Raw genomic sequence first — 17,596 nt, forward strand, 5'->3', positions numbered from 1 at the left:
GGCCTGTCCTTATATAAACCGATTGTCCGCCCGACGCGTTTGAACATCCCCCGTGGACGCCGCCACCCAGCCCGATCTTACCTCGCCGCGGGGTAGGTCGAATACCGGAACATAGGGTTTGATATCCAGAAGCGGCGTTTTATCGACCACATCGATGCCTTCCACGTCCAGAACCGGGCCCCGTACGCCGGTCAGCCGGACGATGGACAATCCGATGGGATTGGGGCGTCGCGGCGCCCGGGTTGCGAACAGCCCCCGGGGCGTCGTATCCATGAAAGGCGTCACGGTCAGCGTGAAGGTATCCGACAAATGGAACTGATACAAAAGGATGATATGGGAAAACCCGTCAAGATCGTTAAGGCCTTCGACATACTGAGGCATCAGCTCGACGGTGCCCCGGGTCTGTTCGGCCCCGGTGGGCTGAATGGGCATGCCTTCCCTGTTCTGAAACGGTGTACGGATCACCCCGATGGGATGCAGTTCGACCATAGTACCTCCATGGGCCACGCCCCGTGGCCTTATCCCCCGAAATAAAAAACCCCGGACCGACGTGATGCCGCGATCCGGGGATATCCCTGTTCATCCATAAGATCCGCTTTAACCGGCCTTCCGTCCTCGAAGGACCCGGTGCGTCCATTCAGGCAGGTCTTCTGACTCTCCTCCCCTTTCAGCCGCCTTCCCAATTCGTGCGATCAGTGGCATTGATGGCCGAAACGTTTCTTTCACAAAAAAGACAAGAGGATTACAGCGGCGGGCCCGCTCCCGATTTTCACGGGATTCCCGATTAAGCCTTTCGGCACCTGAACATGTCTGTTTGTGCTACCCCATGGCCCATCCGATGTCAATATGTTTTTCCGGCCGGCCCCGTCAGCGGCACGATCATTTCTTCGGGAGCAGGTGCCCCTTGTTCAGGGTTTTCCTTCCCTCGAGTATCGCAGGTCCCACCGGCACATGGAGGGGCTTCACGGGGTCGACGGTCGTCATATCGTGAACTTCCTGATCGGAAAGCGCCCGTCTCCAGAGCGTCACCTCGTCGATGCAGCCCCGGAACAGGAGGTTTCCGCCGTCGCCGACACAGATGTAGTCGCCACTGTTTACGTCCCCCGACAGACCGGTCCGTTGTCCCACGCGATTGCCGTTCACATAGAGACGGATGGTGTTTTCCCCGGCGTCCCTGACGGCAAGAATATCGTACCAGACACCCACATTAACAGGATGGGCGAGAAAGGTGGTTTGTTTTTCCTTGTCTCCGATGAAAAAGGTCACCTGATCACTGCCGTAAAAGAGCCCCCACTTCTGATAAGGTGAACCGGCATTGGTCACCAGCCCCTGACGAATGCCCTGGGCCGGTTCATTGATCTTGACACGGCAGGCCACGGAAAAGGACCCCCGGGAAAACGTGTTGGTGGCCGTCAGCGGAATTTTGATCCGATCGCTTCGGTTGTAAAAGCAGTAAGCCCGGTTGTCGTTCCCGAAACGGTCCTGGGACAATGCGGCGCCATAGACGACGGCATGGTTCTGTTCAGACGATGAATCGGTCGCATCGCCGTCAAAATGATACACACCCACCGGCTCCTGCCTGCTGTCCTCGTCCGGGGAGAGGGAGGCGGTCTGAACGAGCTGAAGGCTTTCCTGATGAAAGGCCGCCATGTTATCATCGCTCATGGCGCGATCCCACAGCGTGATCTCGTCCATGCGCCCGACAAACAGGAGGTTCCCGTGATCCCCGGCGTAAATCGGCCCCAGGCTGTCCACGCTGCCGGACACGGCGGGGCCGGTATGAACCGGCAGACCGTCGACGAACAGGGTCATGGTGCGGGTCGCCGCGTTTCGCGTTCCCATGACATGATGCCAGGCCCCGGGGCTGAGGGGTGCCTGAAGAGACGAAGCGTCCCCTTCCTGGTTCCGGAGATAGAAATTAACCCGGCCCTCATGGGTGTAACGGAAGGCCCAGAACGGTGTGCCGCCCGCGGCATTGCTCAAAAGCTCCACCACTCCGACCGGCTCATCGGCGGGACGGACCCAGAACGAGGCCGTGAAACTGCCCGACGCAAAAGTCACGGCATCCGTTCTGGGAATTTTGATTTTGTGGGGGCGATTGTAAAACAGATAGGCCCGTTCCGGATTGCCCACCCGATCCTCGATCAGCTCCGCACCGCTCACGACGCCGTGATTTCCCCGTCCCGAACTGTCCTCGGCGTTGCCGTCACACAGATAGCGGGCCACCGGCTCGGGCATGCCGGGCAATTCAGCCTCATCGAGGATTTCATAAGGTTCCACGGCCTCCGGGGCGTGAATCCGTGCCAGAACCGCGCTGTCCAGGGCCTGGTTCCACAGGCGGATATCGTCGATCCGTCCCACGAACATCAGATTCTTCTGATCCCCCACGGAAATCTTCCCCCCGGCGTCCACGGTGCCGCTGACCCCGGTTGCCGTTTCGATCAACCGGCCGTCCACGTAAAGGCTGATCGTGTTGTCCTGGGCGTTTCTCACCCCGGTGACCTGATGCCAGGCGCCGTCGGTGATGGGCGCGGCGATGGAAACGGTCTGACCCTCCTGGTTTCGCAGGCGAAAGGCCATCCGGTTCGCATCGATCAGATTGAAGGCCCAGAAGGACGGCGAGGAAGAGCGTTCGTTTGAGACCAGGCCCTTCATCCCCCCGTCCCTGTCCTGGGTTTTCACCCAGAACGACACGGTGAAGCTGCCGTTTGTAAAGGTGTTGGCCAACGTTCGGGGAATATCGATGCGATGGGAGCGCCCATAGAAAATATAGGCCGAATCGGGCCGTCCGTAACGATCTTCGGTGAGGACGGCATCGAAAACAATCGCCGTATTGCCCTCGGGCGACGTGTCGGCAGGACCGCCTGAGAACAGATATTCCCCGACAGGATCGGGAATGGCCACGAGGGGCAACCCGGGATTGACCAGGGACACGGCGGCCGGAGGGACAAACTGGACATCGCTTGATTTCCTGTCCACGGCCGTCATTTTTTCGCGGCCGCCCTTCATCTGCTCAAATTCCCGTTTCTGAGATTGTTTTTCCTTCAAAAAACCGTCCATGTCCGACTCGGCTCCGACACCAAGTGAAACCGACACCATTACCAGAACCAGCACCGCCGCCAATGTTTTCATAGTCGCTCCCTGATCAGATGGTTAAGTGGGTAAGACAAACGGACTCACGATACACCCGGACCGTTGTAAAGGCAATGAAACGGATCACACCCCGGACGCCCGCAGATCGTTAGGGTCATACGACCCACCGGACGGCCCTGTGAAAACACACTATCGAGTCCACCTCATTTCCGCAAGGGTTTCATACGGTTGGCCGACCACCGCCGGGAAAATACCTTGACGGATCCTTTGTGCGTGGCGTATCCTTATTTCGTTGTCCCATGATTCACATGTTCGATTCCTTAATCTCATGTTCACGCACATCGACGGCTTTGTTTTTTTTCCGTGGTTCCGGACGCAAGAACCTCGATGACCCTTCACGTCGGAAAAGACGAAACACAAGGATTTCGTGATGCCCCTATTCAGACGATCGGGACTGTGGGTCCTGATGGCGGTCGTCTTGCTGACCGGACCGAACACCCTTCCTGCCCGGGAAACCCGGTACCTTGAGCCCCAGGGGTTCCAGCGCGTTCTGATTCTGTATTCCTACAATCACAATCAGACCGCCCAGCAGCAGATCGCCGACGCCCTTGAATCCGCCCGCAAACTATCCCATCTTCCGTCGGACAGTTACGTCCATGAGTTTCTGGACGTCACCTTCACGAAAGATAAGGCCCAGCTCCTGATGCTGCGGGATTACCTCGCGGCCAAATACAAACACAAAACCTTTGATCTGATCATCACGGTGTTCGACGCCGCACTGAGGTTCCTGATCGACCACGGCGAGGCGATCGCACCGGACAGCCCCTGCCTAGCCCTTTACAATCAACACCGGCCCGGCCTGACCCGGGGCGGAAAAAAAGTCATCCAAAGCCCCCTTCATGTCGAAACCAAAGGCACCATGGCCCTGGCCCTGGAGCTTTTCCCGCGGGCCCAAAGGGTGGTGTTCGTCACCGGCAGCGGGAAACTGGACAGGGAGTTCGAGGCCCGGGCCCGTGAGGCCTTCGCGCCGTGGGAAAAAACCCTCACCGTCACCTATACCGGAGATTTGCCCTTAGACGACCTGTTAAACACCATCGCCCAACTCACCCCGGAGGATCTGGTGATTTACGGGCGATACACCTCAGACGTCACCGGAAAAAATTTCAACCCCCGAACCATGGCCATCCTGATTTCCCAAGTGTCCCCCCGGCCGGTATTCTGCCTGGCCACCTCCCATCTTGACACCGGGGGCATCGGGGGGGTGATGGTCGATGTCACGGCACTCGGGGTCATGCTCGGACGGGCTCTGACCGCCATGACCACAGGTGAGCCGACCGAGCTCGAACCGGTGTCCCGGTTCGTGCGTCCCATGTTCAACTGGGAACAGGTCAGGCGATGGGACATCAATCCCCGCCGACTGCCCGCAGACAGCGTGTTCATCAACCGTCCCCAGACGATCTGGAGCCAATACAGATCCACCGTGATCGGTACGCTTGCCCTCATCGTCATTCTGATCGGATTTATCATCAGCCTTATCATCCAGGGCCACCGGCGCAAGCTGGCGGAACAGGCGGCCCGGGAAAGCGAAGAACGCTATCGCCTGCTGTTTGACAACATGCTCGACGGATTCGCCGTGGGGGAACTCATGTTTGAAGACGACAAGGCGGTGGACTTTAAGTACATCGACGCCAATCCCGCCCACGACACCCTGACCGGCATCCGCCATAAAAAAGGCCGGACCATCCGTGAGCTTGTTCCGGGCATCTTTGAGAAAAATCCTGAATTACCGGGCCTCTTCGAACGGGTGTCGCAAACCGGTTCTCCCGAACGGTTCGAAACCTTTGTCCACGCCATCAACGCCTGGCTGGCCCTGTCGGTCTACAGCGTCAAACCGGGGTACATCGCCGTTCTTTTCGATAACATCACCTCACGCAAGAAAGCCGAAGAAAGCCTTCGCCTGTTCAAGGCCCTGGTCGACCGATCCACCGACGCCATCGGCATCTCAAATCCCGAAGGCCGTCATTACTATCAGAACAGGGCCTTTGACGATCTGTTCGGAGATATCGGCCCCAACCCGGTGAGCACGCTTTATACCGACGAAACGGTGGGCGATACCGTGTTCAATGCCATCATGAAAGGCGGCAGCTGGCAGGGTGAAATCGAGGCCTATGCCGGGGACGGCCGGATTCTGAATATATTTCTGCGGGCCTATGCCATCAAGGACCATGACGGACGCATCCTCGGCCTGGCGGGCCTTCACAACGACATCACGGCCCAAAAACAGTCCGACCAGGACAAAGCGCGTCTCCAGCAGCAGCTTTACCAGTCCCAAAAAATGGAATATGTGGGTCGTCTGGCCGGGGGCGTGGCCCACGATTTCAACAATATGCTGGGCGTCATCCTCGGCCACCTGGACCTGATCATGGACGGTATGGATCAGGCCGCCCCCCTGTTCGCCGAGCTCATGGAAATCAAAAAAGCCGGCGAACGGTCCGCCGACCTGACCCGGCAGCTCCTGGCCTTTGCCCGCAAGCAGACCGCCTTGCCGAAAGTGATCGATCTGAACGAAACGGTGGAAGGCCTTCTGAAAATGATCCGGAGACTGATTGGCGAGGACATCGACCTGATCTGGTCGCCGGGTAAACACTTAAGTCCGGTGAAGATCGACCCCGGCCAGATCGACCAGATGATGGTGAATCTCTGCCTGAACGCCCGGGACGCCATTGGGGGCGTGGGCACCGTCACCATCGAAAGCGGCACAGCGAGCCTCGGCCCTGATGACGTGGCCCGGTTCACCGAAGGCGTTCCCGGAGATTATGTCACCCTTGAAATCCGCGACAACGGCTGCGGCATGGATGCCGAAACCCGGGACCGGATTTTCGAGCCGTTCTTCACCACCAAAGTATTGGGAAAAGGCACCGGTCTCGGCCTTTCGACGGTGTACGGCATGGTCAGGCAGAACAAGGGATTTATCGATGTGGTCAGTGAACCGGATCAGGGGACGACCTTTCGGATCTTTCTGCCCCCTCACCAGGGAGGCGAGGTCGAAAAAACCGTGCCTGTTCCGGCAGACGACCCCGTGGGAGGACATGAAACCATTCTTGTGGTCGAAGACGAGGAGGCGATACTGGATATGATCACGTTGATGCTGACGCCGCTGGGGTACACGGTGCTTTCGGCGTCACGGCCGGAAGACGCCGTCACCCTGGCCCGGTCCCACCCCGGGGCCATTGACCTTCTGATCACCGACGTGATCATGCCCGGCATGAACGGCCGGGATCTGGCCGGACATATCGAAAAAGCGGCCCCCGGCCTCAAATGCCTGTTCATGTCGGGTTATACCGCCGATGTGATCGGCCGGCACGGGGTTCTGGACCGAAGGGTTCATTTCATCCAGAAGCCTTTTTCAAAAAAAACGCTGAGCGTCAAGGTCCGGCGAATCCTCGACGGCCCCCGATCCGATCGGAAGCCTCAGCCCATGTAATCGCTTCGGGGGGCCGCGAACGACAGATGGTCCGCCCGGTCCTCATGAATGTCCGACAATTCCGCCAGTGCCTCCCGGATATCCTTGACCCCCTCGGTGGCCACACGATGAACCTGCTCGTACTCCCGGTTCACGCGGCCGATGGAATACCGCCATTTCTGCCTGTCCAGGTAGTCCCTGCAAAGACTCCGGACGGCGGCCCAGTTGTCACGTCTTCGCTGGTTGTCCAGAGGGGTCAGATCGTCAAACCGGGCCATCAGTTTTTTATGGAACCTGTTTTTGAAAAAACGCCGGAAGGCCGTCGCCGTCAGGGCGAACAGAATACCCGCCAGTGATGCCGAGGCGATAAGCAGCATTTCCAGCGGCATGCCCCCCAGAACACCGGCCAGCATCAGAACAAACACCGTCGACGAACCGAGAATCAGGCTGATGCCCAGACCGGAGAGGTTGAATTTGATATCAAACCCCAGCATCTTTTTCTTGTAACTGAGCAGGGCTTCCAGAAAATGGTCCAGATGGTCCGAATGGTTTTCCACAAAGGTGGCCAAATGATCCAGACGGTAATCCGGCGCCCGAAGAATCGTCCGTCTCAACTCCTCCCGCTGGTTCTGAAGGTATTTCAGGTAGTCGAGTTTCTCGGAGAGCTGGGCCGCCCCCGAGGAATAGGTCAGATGGATCTGGGGGATATCCTTGCGACCGGTCATCTGGGACAGGTTCCAGCACAGGGTGCCGTAGACCTGGAGCAGGTCGGTCATGGATTCGCACTCGTCGATGCGGTTCAAAACAAACAGGATGCGTTCTTCAAAGGTGCTGGCCGGAAGGGTTTCCCGGAGGGCCACATAGGTTTCCTGGACCGTGCCGGCCTTGTGGGGGTCGAACAGTACCAGAATCAGATCGGCAATTTTGGCCAGATCCCCGATAACCTCTTGATAATTATAACCCCGGTCCCTCTCGGTCACGCTGTCGAGCATACCCGGGGTATCGATGATGGCCAGTTCCTTGAGAAAGGGGGCGTTGACTTTTTTCAGACGGAAATGGGAGGCGAACCTTCGTCCGTATTTTTTCATTTTTTCGAACGGATAGGCCGGGTCATTGAGCAGGTAGCGACCGTCATGCTCCTCGGTAACACGGATCTCCTTTTCCCCTTCGGCCCGCTCGTCGTAGGTAATCACGGTAAAGGAGTCATCGGTGGGGGCCTGCCCCGTGTCCTGGACATCGGCGCCGATGTATTCGTTGATCAGGGTGGATTTACCCGACGAATAATTGCCCAGAATCAGCACCACCGGCCGCCATTTGATGCTTGCTTCAAGCGGAACCTCGACGTACTTGTACTTGATGGCAACAGGGCTCAGCTTCTGCTCGACCATCTCGATCAGTTCGGTCTGGAGCGAGTGAATATAATTATCACGATACATGTCATTCTCCGAAAAAAAGTTTACGCCGAGGGTCAAACGTTTTCATGGCTATCAGAAGCCCTGTTTCACGTCAACATCTATATAAGTCCTCGCAGGTCCCAAGGGCATGCAACCTCTTCCGCGACGGCTGTCCTACGGCTTGGGTATCGGTAGCGATTCAACGGGCAGCGAACGTTCGATTGACCCGGCTCCGCCCGTCCGTTATATCGGACAGGGAGGCCCCCGTCCTGGAATCCGGACCGGTCACGGCATGGGCGGTCGGCTATCGTTCAATCACAATCATCTGGATTCATATCATATTTACACAAAGCAATCCATACGGCATATTCTTTGCTGTGTATCATGTCAAAAAAGATGCCCGGACGGATCCCCATGGACGGCAAACACGGGCATCCGCTTAAAAAGACAGTCCTTTTTTATTGCGCCCCGGGAATGAATGTGGCAAAGTCCGCTTCGGCATCAGACACGCCCCCAGGGAATCGAGGACACCATGAGCAAGGACATTTACAAAAAAACCGCCCCCGTCTGGATCATCTCCGACGGCCGTCATGCGACCGGCCTTCCGCCATGGAATGAAACCGATGAAACAGACGTATCCACCGGACCGTTCCGGGAATACGCCGTGTCCGAACTGGGACGGTATCTCCTCAATCCCGACCCCATCTCCATCCATGACCGCCTGGTGGGATGCCATATCCGTTTCAAACCGACCAAGGCCCATCGGATCAAACGAGTGCTGCTCCGGGCCCTGCCCGTTTCCCGGTCAAAAAACACGCAGGACGACCTGAGCCGGGAATATCTGTCGTCCATGAACCTTAAAACCCGGCCGTTCAAAGACAGCCGTCTCGAGCAGCATTTCCGCCTCATCAACCGGTCGCTCAGGCCCTATGACAGCCTCCTCCGGATGCTCGAATCCATCAACGTCGGAGCCGTTCTGGATCTGACCGGCGTCTGCGAAGACATCGCCGGGAATCGATATCGTCTGGATCTTCAGGGATCGGTTCAGGAAAAGCTGGACTACATCGTCGGTCACCTTCTGACCCGGGTCAGAATCACCATGCGGCGGGCTTACCTGTCCAACGGCCTGTTCGAACTCCGGGGCTTTTCCTTTGAGCACTTCGATCCGGGCCTGTCCTACCGCCTGATCCGTTTTTTCCGAAACGGGGAGCCTGTTTTCCGTTTGATGGATACGGACGACGGCAGACCCGGATTTGAGGTCGAGGACCCCCGGCTTGTCCACGCCCTCCAGCTGTTCGAGCAGTCCCTTCGCACCAACGTACCGCTCAGGGAATCCATTGCCATGTGTATCAGGGGTGAGGCCCAGCCGTTCAAGCTGTTCTTCACCAAGCAGCTTGAATTTTCATACTCCCAAAATCACCTGCCGGGCCTGTTCCTGAAAAACCATGATATCGCCCGACTGAACCCCGAACACAAAGGGGCCATCGCAGACATCCTCAACAACCGGCAGAGGGTCATTTCCTTCAATTACATTCCCAGGTCCTCATCCGGCGAGGAAAAGATGCACACCCATATCTCGGTGATGCATGACGTCCAGGCGCTGGAACCCCTCAAAGAGCAGTTCCCCAACCTCTTCAGCGAACTGGCCGAGCAGGCCCCCGCCTCCGATGCGGGTCGGTTCTATCTGCTCGACGCCATCAGGGGGGCCCAGGATGACTGATACCTTTACGGAAACCGATTACAGCGAAATCGATGCGCTCCTCGACTATCCCGCCTTTCTTGACCGGCACCTCGAGCACCTGGAGGATACATCCGCCGTCCGGGTGCCGGACGATCCCATCGACAGGGTGATTTTCCAGAACGAGGCAAAAAACGCCATCCGCAGAATCGCCCGGAACAAAGGCCACATCCTGATGGTGGGCCGTCCGGGAACGGGAAAATCCCTGCTGGCGTCCATGTTCAATAAGGTGATCGACGCCTCGCTGGGCGAGTACATCCGGCCCAGGGAAGCCATCGCCGCCTATCCGGGCAAAGACGACAATCATGTCCGCTTTGCCTATGCAAAGCCCGAAATCCTCGAAAAACAGATCGAGGACGTGTTCGACGACATCGAGTTCGCCCGGAACAGCGTGGAGCCCTTCTCCCTCCGGGAGCCGATCCGACGGGCAAACCGGGTCAAGAGACTGCTTCTCCTTCTGGCCCTGTTCAGTGCGGCTGCGGGATTGTTTTTTCCTCCGGCCTTCATCGCCACGGGCATCGCCGGCATCGGCGTTATCTTCATGTTCATGCAGGCAAACAACCACAAGGTCCAGGAAAAAATCCAGCAGGACAATCAGATGGGTCGTCGCAACGACATGAAGCATCTTCAGGACCTGGTCCCGGAAATTTTGTACGACCCCCGGAAAGACACGGATCTGATGATCTGCGTATCCGAACCGGACCCGCGAAACATGAAGGGGGGCTTTCGCCACGACCCCTATCAGTCGGGTAATCTTCAGACGCCGATCCATAAACGGGCCTACCTCGGAGCCCATGCCAAGGCTCCCATCATTTATATAGATGAGCTCAAAACCCTGGTTCGATCCGGCTACATGTCCAGCCTGCTTGAAATCATGCAGAACAAGGAATACATCCTCGAAGGCGGGAAAAGCACGGGCAGCGGGGCGGCGGACCGGGCGGAAAATCCTCTCCGGGCCGATAACATCATCATCGCCTGCTGCAACCACGACACCCTCGCCTTTCTCCAAAACGAAGGCGACGGCGCCTTCTTAAGCCGCATCGAAGACCGGGGCGAGATCATCCAGATGGAGTCCGGCGTTCCGGAAACCCCGGAAACCATCGCCCAGGTGGCCCAGTTCATCAAGCAGGAAATCAATCATTTCGGACAGGAGCTCGAAAATACCTGGGGCAGCGTCATCGATAAAGAGGGGTATGACGGGGTCCGGCGCCGCAATGAAACGATTCTGGGGCGCCCCCTTCCCGCCGATTACATGCTCAAGGAGAGGGAATTTTCGCGGGACGCGATCAAGGAAATCATCAAGGAGCTTCGGTGCCGGGCCTCGGACGGAAAACTCTGCGCCCTGCTCCGCCCCGTCAACGGGCTGATCAAAAGTGCCGAGTATGCGGCCATTCTCGAAAATGCACCGCTGGTGTCGAGCCGCCATGTGAAACAGGCCCTTTCCGAGCACATCAGCCTGGAAGGGTCGCTGTCCCGCGAGGTGACCCGGCACAAAAAGGAACTGAAAAACTACATCAGCTCCATGACCGACGCCATCGGATACGTGGTGGGCCTTTCCGTCATCACATCAAAGGCCGGGGGCCAGATGTACGGCCAGCCTTTGCCCATCCACTGCCAGATCAACCCCGGCGCGGCCGACACCGTGGCCGCCGCAGGCAAAACCGGCGACATCGCCAAAGCCGCGGCCCAGAACGTACGGGCCTCGATCAAGAAAACCTTCCGGAAAATCGGCGCGCCCTATGTGGGCTATGAAATGCACATCGAATATATCCAGGCCCACGGGGGCGTCGAAGGGGACAGCGCCTCCATCGCCATGGACGTGGCCCTGATCAGCGACTACATCAAGACGCCCGTCAACCAAAAGTTCGGCATCACCGGTTCTCTGACCGGCGACATCGTCCTGGCGGTGGGCGGGGTGACGGAAAAAGTCCGGTCGATCATGGATCCCATGCTGAACATGATGGGAGCCATAGTGCCCTGGCAGAACCGCGAAGACATCGAGCCCCTTCTGGTCAACGTCGAGGCGGAACCCATCCGAAACGGAGAGATTCCGGGGATCCGTATCTTTCGGAGCGAGGATCGTCAGGATCCCTTTGACATCTATTTCATCAAGACCAAATACAATGCCTACCGGATTCTGATGGACATTGACCGTGACGAATTCGAAAAGAAAATGGCCCGTCGGTGCCGGATGGATTTCGATGTCATGCAATCCATGAAAACCGGAGGCGGCATCAAAACGACGGAAAAGGATCCGAACGATGACTCAGATACCGGGCCCCTCGCACGATAAGGTCCCGGCCCGTGTTTTTTTTCTTGTCAACGTTCCGGAAGCGACGTATAATCGCCGAAAATTCAGTTCTTTACTTCAAACGACACACTTCTCATGAATTTATAACAATAACGTATTGACATTCTAACACCATACCTGTATTTTACCGGACTTGTTGATTTCAGTTGGCCGCCATGTAATTTCCGCACCATCAGTTGAAGCCCGGAATTCCATGAAACCTGAACGATTCTGTCACCGGTGGGTGTTACCAGCAGGGTGAAAACGGCTTTTGTCATTTTGTATCAATTATTGCACGAAGGATGCATTGCATGAAAAACGATCTATCAAAGGTAAGAAACATCGGAATCAGTGCCCACATCGACTCGGGGAAAACCACCTTGACCGAACGGATTCTTTTCTACACCAAACGAATTCACGCCATCCACGACGTCAAGGGCAAGGACGGCGTCGGTGCCGTCATGGATTCCATGGAGCTTGAAAAGGAGCGGGGCATCACCATCGCCTCCGCCGCGACCTTCTGTGAATGGGGTGATCATGAAATCAATATCATCGACACCCCCGGCCACGTGGATTTCACCATCGAGGTCGAACGGTCCTTAAGGGTTCTCGACGGCGCCATCCTCGTTCTCTGCTCGGTGTCCGGCGTCCAGTCCCAGTCGATCACCGTCGATGCCCAGATGAAACGGTACAAGGTCCCCTGCATCGCCTTTGTCAACAAATGCGACCGGAGCGGAGCGTCACCCTTCCGCGTCCTCAGTCAACTCAAAGATAAACTCGGGCACAACCCGGTGGCCCTCCAGATCCCCATCGGTCTTGAAGACAAGCACCAGGGCGTGGTGGATCTTCTTTCCATGAAAGCCCTTTACTTCGACGGCCCCAACGGGGAAACCATCCGGGTCGAAGACATTCCCGCAGAGCTTGTCGATGAAGCGACCGAGCGCCGGGAAGAACTGATCGACAAGGCCTCCCTCTATTCGGATGAACTGACCGAAGCCATCCTCGAAGAAGGCGAGATTTCTGCCGACCTGATCATCGATGCGGTCCGCAAAGGCACCATCGCCCGTCAGCTGACCCCCGTCCTCATGGGTTCGGCCTACAAAAACAAAGCCATCCAGCCCCTGCTCGACGCGGTGACCCGGTACCTCCCGGCCCCCTACGACATCACCAACGAAGCCCTTGACATGGACAACAACGAGGCCCCGGTGATCCTCGACAGTGATCCCAAGAAAAAAACCGTGGCGCTTGCGTTCAAACTCGAAGACGGCCTCTACGGTCAGCTGACCTACATCCGCGTGTACCAGGGAACCCTGAGAAAAGGCGATACGGTCATCAACGCCAGAAACGGCCGGAAAATCAAAATCGGCCGCCTGGTCCGCATGCATGCCGCAGAAATGGAAGACATCGACATGATTTCATCCGGTTACATTGGTGCCCTGTTCGGCGTGGAATGCTCGTCCGGCGACACCTTTACCGATCCGTCCCTCAACATGTCCATGCTGTCCATGTTCGTGCCCAAGCCGGTTATCTCCCTGGCCATCAAACCCAAGGACAACAAGGCCCAGATCAACATGTCCAAAGCCCTGTCCCGGTTCACCAAGGAAGACCCCACCTTCAAGACCTACGTGGACCCGGAGACCAATGAAACCATCATCGAAGGCATGGGCGAGCTTCACCTTGAAGTTTACGTGGAGCGCATGTTCCGAGAGTACAAGGCCGAAGTGGAAACCGGCAAGCCCCGGGTGGCCTACCGGGAAACCATCACCCAGCGCGGGGATTTCGATTACGTTCACAAAAAACAGACCGGCGGCTCCGGCCAGTATGCCAAGGTCATGGGCTTTATCGAACCGGTGGAAGACGAGGAATTTGTCTTTGAAAACAAGGTGACCGGCGGACGTATCCCCACCAACTACATCCCGGCCTGTGAGAAGGGATTCCATCTGTGCATGGCCAAGGGGCCCAAAATGGAGTTCCCGGTCACCGGCATCAAGGTCACCCTGGTCGACGGCGCCTACCATGCCGTGGACTCCTCGGACATGGCGTTCCAGGCGGCGGCCCGCGGGGCCTTCAACGAAGCCTACCACAAAGCCAAGCCGGTTATCCATGAACCGATCATGAAGGTGGAAATCGAAACGCCCACCGAGTTCCAGGGTAACTGCATGGGCCTGATCAACCAGAGACGGGGCATGATTCTCGGCTCCCAGGACGAGGGAACCATGTGCCGGATCGAAGCCCACGTCCCCCTGTCCGAAATGTTCGGTTTCTCGACGGTGCTCCGTTCCAACACCCAGGGCAAGGCCCAGTACACCATGGAGTTCTGTATGTACAAGCAGGTACCCCAGCAGGTGGCGGAAGAGCTGATCAAAGCGGCCCAGACGGACAAGAAAAAATAATCGCCCTTTGGCACACCCATAAACACGAGGATACGCATTATGTCTGAAAACAGAATTGATCTCGACAACCCCTTGACCCAACTTGGATTCGGGTCGGAAGACATCGTCCCAAAGGGCCAGATGGGCGCCATCTGCGCACGGGCCGGCATCGGCAAAACCTCCTTTCTGGTTCAGGTGGCCATCTACGCCATGGCCCGGGGGGAAAAAGTCCTGCACATCAGCCTCGATGAGCCCGTGACCAAAATCAACCTCTGGTACTCGGAAGTGTTCGCTCCCCTGGCCCTGCGCAACCGCATCGCCATGCCCAATCAGGCCTGGGAAACGATCCTGCCCAACCGACTGATCATGACCCTTCAGCTCGACGGTTTTTCCGTCCCCCGCCTGGAAGAACGCCTGGGCGACCTGATCGAACAGAACATCTTCCGCCCCGACACCCTGGTGATCGACGGATTTCCGTTTAAAACCGAACGGCCCATCCTTGAAGACCTCAAGGCCCTGGCTGAAAAAACGGGCATGAACGTCTGGTTCACCGTGACCACGCATCGTCACGAAGCGCCCCTTTCCGACGGGATGCCCGTTCAACTCGACGGAGTCCAGGACCTGTTCGGCACCGTCATCCAGATGCTGCCCGAACAGAAAGTCGTGACGCTCAACATTCTCAAAGGAGACGCCGAATCCTCATCGTCCGTCTTCGTCGACCCGGTCACCATGCTGATCTCCAAGGCCTGATCTCACGAGCTTCAGCCCGACTCTGAAAAGCCCGCCCCCTTCCGGGCGGGCTTTTTTTATTGCCAAATCCACCACGCATTGCATCCGGACGGTTTTCCTTTGACGTCCTTTGATGACTTTTTTACGAGTTCATCATTATTGGTCACGTTATGACATAAACCCAAACATCGTTAACACCGGTGTTCAGAATGAATTACATAACAATTGACACCTGATCTCGATCGGTGTAAATTTATTCCTAAATTTCATTCGACAATATCTTACCCAATTCACAAGCGCCGACACAGTGCGACGCAAAAGGCCTTCGATCTCCTGATCGCCGGTCAATGTGACAGACACGAACCGAAATGCTTTCATGCAACCCCGAGCCGCCCCGCAAGGTCATTGGGACGGCTTCACTTACAAACCTGGTTTCAGCCTTTACGCCGAAGGAGGACTTCCCATGGCCAAGCGTCTCTCATTTCAGACCGTTCTTTTCGCATCTCTTTTCTTCTTCCTTTCCATCGCCGCCGCCCATGCGGGGGGGACGGCCGAAGAGGCCGAAGCCATCGTTAACAAAGCCCTGGCCTACGTGAAGGCCAACGGCGTGGACAAGGCGGTTGAAACATTCAACCAAAAGGAAAGCGAGTACGTCAGCGGCGACCTTTACGTCTTCATGTTCAGAGTCAGCGAAACACCGGGCGCCCGGGTGGTCACACTGGCCCACCCCGTCAACCCGGGCCTTATCGGCAAGGATCTTTATGATCTCAAAGACCCCAACGGGTATCAGTTCATGGCGGCCATGGCCAAGAAAGCCATGGAAGACAAGGGCGGATGGGTTCATTACAAATGGAGCAACCCCCTGACGCGAAAAATCGGCGAAAAAAGTTCATTCGTCATGCCGGCCGGTCCGGACGTGTTTGTCGGTTGCGGTATTTACAAATAAAACCGTGGGCCACGGCGCCCCAAAAACGGCCTTGACGTTCTTAAACCGGCGACGATCATCGGAACAACGCCTGTCAATCCAGCCCGGGAACTGCCCATGAATCTCGTGAAACGCATGAGCCTGAAAGCGAAGATCGCCTCTCTCCCTTTTCTGGCCATCCTGGTCCTGATCTTTCTGGTGGAAAATTCAAGTTTTGGCTTTTCAAGGATACGGCAACGCGTGGACGACGTGATCCAGTCGTTCACCGTCCGTCAGGATATTTTTTCCCTGCGCCACGCACTGGCATCCGTCAATGGAGAAACCCACCAGTACATCGTCTGGACCAGCGCCGGATACCCGGAGGACAAGAAAAAGGCCCTTGAAGCTTCGATCACGGGCGGCCTCGACAGCATGGGACAGACCATCGAGTCGGCCGAACGGTTCCGGCCCCTGGTCGAACCGTTCGCCCAGTACAGGCAGTGGATCAGCCAGACCCTTGACATGGCCCTGATCGACGCATCGGCAGCCTCCATGTTCGCCGGATCGGTGGATGACGCCTTTCAGTTGATCAATACGGAAATGATCCGGATGGATCAGGATGCAAAGGCTGAAAGCGACGTCAATTATCAGGCGGCCCTGGCAAATCACGGCATCGTGGTCAAACGTTCCCGGCTGATCGGGCTGGGTGCCGCAGCGCTTTTTGTCATTGTCGCCGTCGTCCTGATCCGCAGCATCATCGGCGCCGTCAGCTTCGTCGCGGACGGACTGGGCATAGGGGCCTCGAACGTCAACACGGCCTCCGGCGACGTGTCGGTCCAGAGCCAGGAGCTGGCCCGGGTGGCGACGGAGCAGGCCTCGGCCATTGAACGGACCGCATCCCGCCTGGACGCCGTCTTGTCCGTGATCGCGAAAAGCGCCGAACATGTCGCCAAAGCCGATGCGGTGATGAAAGAAACCGGCGGCGTGGTCAAAAAGGCCTTTGCGTCCATGGACACCCTGACCCAGACCATGGGCCAGATGACCAGCGCCAGTGAGGAAACCCAGAAAATCGTCAAAACCATCGATGAAATCGCCTTCCAGACCAACCTCCTGGCCCTGAACGCCGCCGTGGAGGCGGCCCGGGCGGGGGAATCCGGGGCCGGGTTCGCCGTGGTGGCCGGGGAAGTTCGGAGTCTGGCCTTACGGGCCGCCGAAGCGGCACGCAACACGGCCGGACTCATTGAAGACACCGTTGTAAGAATCAGGGAGGGTGCGGAACTGGTCCACCGGACCAACGGTGCCTTTCGGGATATGACTTCCCGTGTGGATCGTGCCGTTACGCTCGTCGACGACATCGCTCGAAACACGAAAGAGCAGGACCAGGGCATCGAAAGCGTCAAACAGGCCTTGAGCGGCCTGGACAAGGCCACCCGGCAGAACGCGGCCCATGCCGAACAAACCGCCTCGGCCGCAGAAGAACTGAGCCTTGAAGCCCGGAACATGGATACCTTCGCGGGCAAACTTCGCCGACTCGTCGGAGGGCGGAGCAACCGACAGGGCAAACCGGCCGCATTGGCCAAATCATAGCACACCCGTTTCCAATCCCGACGGAG

The 17,596-nt window shown here is 57.4% G+C and carries 10 protein-coding genes and 1 riboswitch; of the genes, 7 read left to right on the top strand and 3 right to left on the bottom strand.

The genetic code is table 11. From position 1 onward, the window contains the following. Nucleotides 1-9: 9 nt before the first annotated feature. Together tsaA and ACYQ11_RS02940 are read right to left on the bottom strand one after the other, a co-directional pair. Nucleotides 10-489, bottom strand: coding sequence for a tRNA (N6-threonylcarbamoyladenosine(37)-N6)-methyltransferase TrmO (tsaA, locus tag ACYQ11_RS02935; protein ID WP_459922242.1), 480 nt, complete (start codon nt 487-489; stop codon nt 10-12). A 134-nt stretch (nt 490-623) separates the two neighbouring features. Next, nucleotides 624-819: riboswitch (cobalamin riboswitch) on the bottom strand. Between the two features lie 60 nt (nt 820-879). Next, on the bottom strand, nt 880-3,132 hold the full coding sequence (locus ACYQ11_RS02940; protein WP_459922243.1) for a LamG domain-containing protein: 2,253 nt from the start codon (nt 3,130-3,132) through the stop codon (nt 880-882). A gap of 391 nt (nt 3,133-3,523) precedes the next feature. Here ACYQ11_RS02940 and ACYQ11_RS02945 point away from each other — a divergent pair, with 391 nt between their 5' ends. After that, complete coding sequence (locus tag ACYQ11_RS02945) at nt 3,524-6,577, top strand: ATP-binding protein (RefSeq protein ID WP_459922244.1); 3,054 nt, start codon at nt 3,524-3,526, stop codon at nt 6,575-6,577. Here ACYQ11_RS02945 and ACYQ11_RS02950 read toward each other — a convergent pair. Beyond that, complete coding sequence (locus ACYQ11_RS02950; protein WP_459922245.1) at nt 6,565-7,992, bottom strand: dynamin family protein; 1,428 nt, start codon at nt 7,990-7,992, stop codon at nt 6,565-6,567. The genes ACYQ11_RS02945 and ACYQ11_RS02950 overlap by 13 nt on opposite strands. A gap of 490 nt (nt 7,993-8,482) precedes the next feature. Between ACYQ11_RS02950 and ACYQ11_RS02955 the strand changes: the two genes are divergently transcribed. The 6 genes from ACYQ11_RS02955 to ACYQ11_RS02980 all read left to right on the top strand — a co-directional run bounded on the left by ACYQ11_RS02955 (nt 8,483) and on the right by ACYQ11_RS02980 (nt 17,570). Then, nucleotides 8,483-9,670: a hypothetical protein gene (locus ACYQ11_RS02955; RefSeq protein ID WP_459922246.1), complete on the top strand. Its 1,188-nt coding sequence runs from the start codon at nt 8,483-8,485 to the stop codon at nt 9,668-9,670. Then, on the top strand, nt 9,663-11,981 hold the full coding sequence (locus ACYQ11_RS02960) for a S16 family serine protease (protein WP_459922247.1): 2,319 nt from the start codon (nt 9,663-9,665) through the stop codon (nt 11,979-11,981). The genes ACYQ11_RS02955 and ACYQ11_RS02960 overlap by 8 nt, the downstream gene beginning before the upstream one ends. A 308-nt stretch (nt 11,982-12,289) precedes the next feature. Then, nucleotides 12,290-14,371 (top strand): elongation factor G, encoded by a 2,082-nt coding sequence (fusA, locus tag ACYQ11_RS02965; RefSeq protein ID WP_459922248.1) that lies wholly within the window; start codon nt 12,290-12,292, stop codon nt 14,369-14,371. A gap of 39 nt (nt 14,372-14,410) precedes the next feature. Beyond that, the gene (locus ACYQ11_RS02970; RefSeq protein WP_459922249.1) at nt 14,411-15,100 is read left to right on the top strand and encodes a cytoplasmic protein; all 690 of its coding nucleotides are present in this window, start codon (nt 14,411-14,413) and stop codon (nt 15,098-15,100) included. Nucleotides 15,101-15,542: 442 nt separating this feature from the next. Next, nucleotides 15,543-16,025, top strand: a complete 483-nt coding sequence (locus tag ACYQ11_RS02975; protein WP_459922250.1) for a cache domain-containing protein — start codon at nt 15,543-15,545, stop codon at nt 16,023-16,025. A gap of 96 nt (nt 16,026-16,121) precedes the next feature. Continuing rightward, nucleotides 16,122-17,570 (top strand): methyl-accepting chemotaxis protein, encoded by a 1,449-nt coding sequence (locus ACYQ11_RS02980; protein WP_459922251.1) that lies wholly within the window; start codon nt 16,122-16,124, stop codon nt 17,568-17,570. Nucleotides 17,571-17,596: the final 26 nt, after the last annotated feature.

It is taken from the genome of Desulfatiferula olefinivorans, assembly GCF_054657895.1.

What these genes read in the sequence shown, in the direction of transcription:
- ACYQ11_RS02955 (WP_459922246.1), top strand. Translation starts at nt 8,483, where the DNA reads ATGAGCAAGGACATTTACAAAAAAACCGCCCCCGTCTGGATCATCTCC.
- ACYQ11_RS02950 (WP_459922245.1), bottom strand. Translation starts at nt 7,992, where the DNA reads ATGTATCGTGATAATTATATTCACTCGCTCCAGACCGAACTGATCGAG.
- ACYQ11_RS02945 (WP_459922244.1), top strand. Translation starts at nt 3,524, where the DNA reads ATGCCCCTATTCAGACGATCGGGACTGTGGGTCCTGATGGCGGTCGTC.
- ACYQ11_RS02940 (WP_459922243.1), bottom strand. Translation starts at nt 3,132, where the DNA reads ATGAAAACATTGGCGGCGGTGCTGGTTCTGGTAATGGTGTCGGTTTCA.
- ACYQ11_RS02980 (WP_459922251.1), top strand. Translation starts at nt 16,122, where the DNA reads ATGAATCTCGTGAAACGCATGAGCCTGAAAGCGAAGATCGCCTCTCTC.
- fusA (WP_459922248.1), top strand. Translation starts at nt 12,290, where the DNA reads ATGAAAAACGATCTATCAAAGGTAAGAAACATCGGAATCAGTGCCCAC.
- ACYQ11_RS02960 (WP_459922247.1), top strand. Translation starts at nt 9,663, where the DNA reads ATGACTGATACCTTTACGGAAACCGATTACAGCGAAATCGATGCGCTC.
- ACYQ11_RS02970 (WP_459922249.1), top strand. Translation starts at nt 14,411, where the DNA reads ATGTCTGAAAACAGAATTGATCTCGACAACCCCTTGACCCAACTTGGA.
- ACYQ11_RS02975 (WP_459922250.1), top strand. Translation starts at nt 15,543, where the DNA reads ATGGCCAAGCGTCTCTCATTTCAGACCGTTCTTTTCGCATCTCTTTTC.
- tsaA (WP_459922242.1), bottom strand. Translation starts at nt 489, where the DNA reads ATGGTCGAACTGCATCCCATCGGGGTGATCCGTACACCGTTTCAGAAC.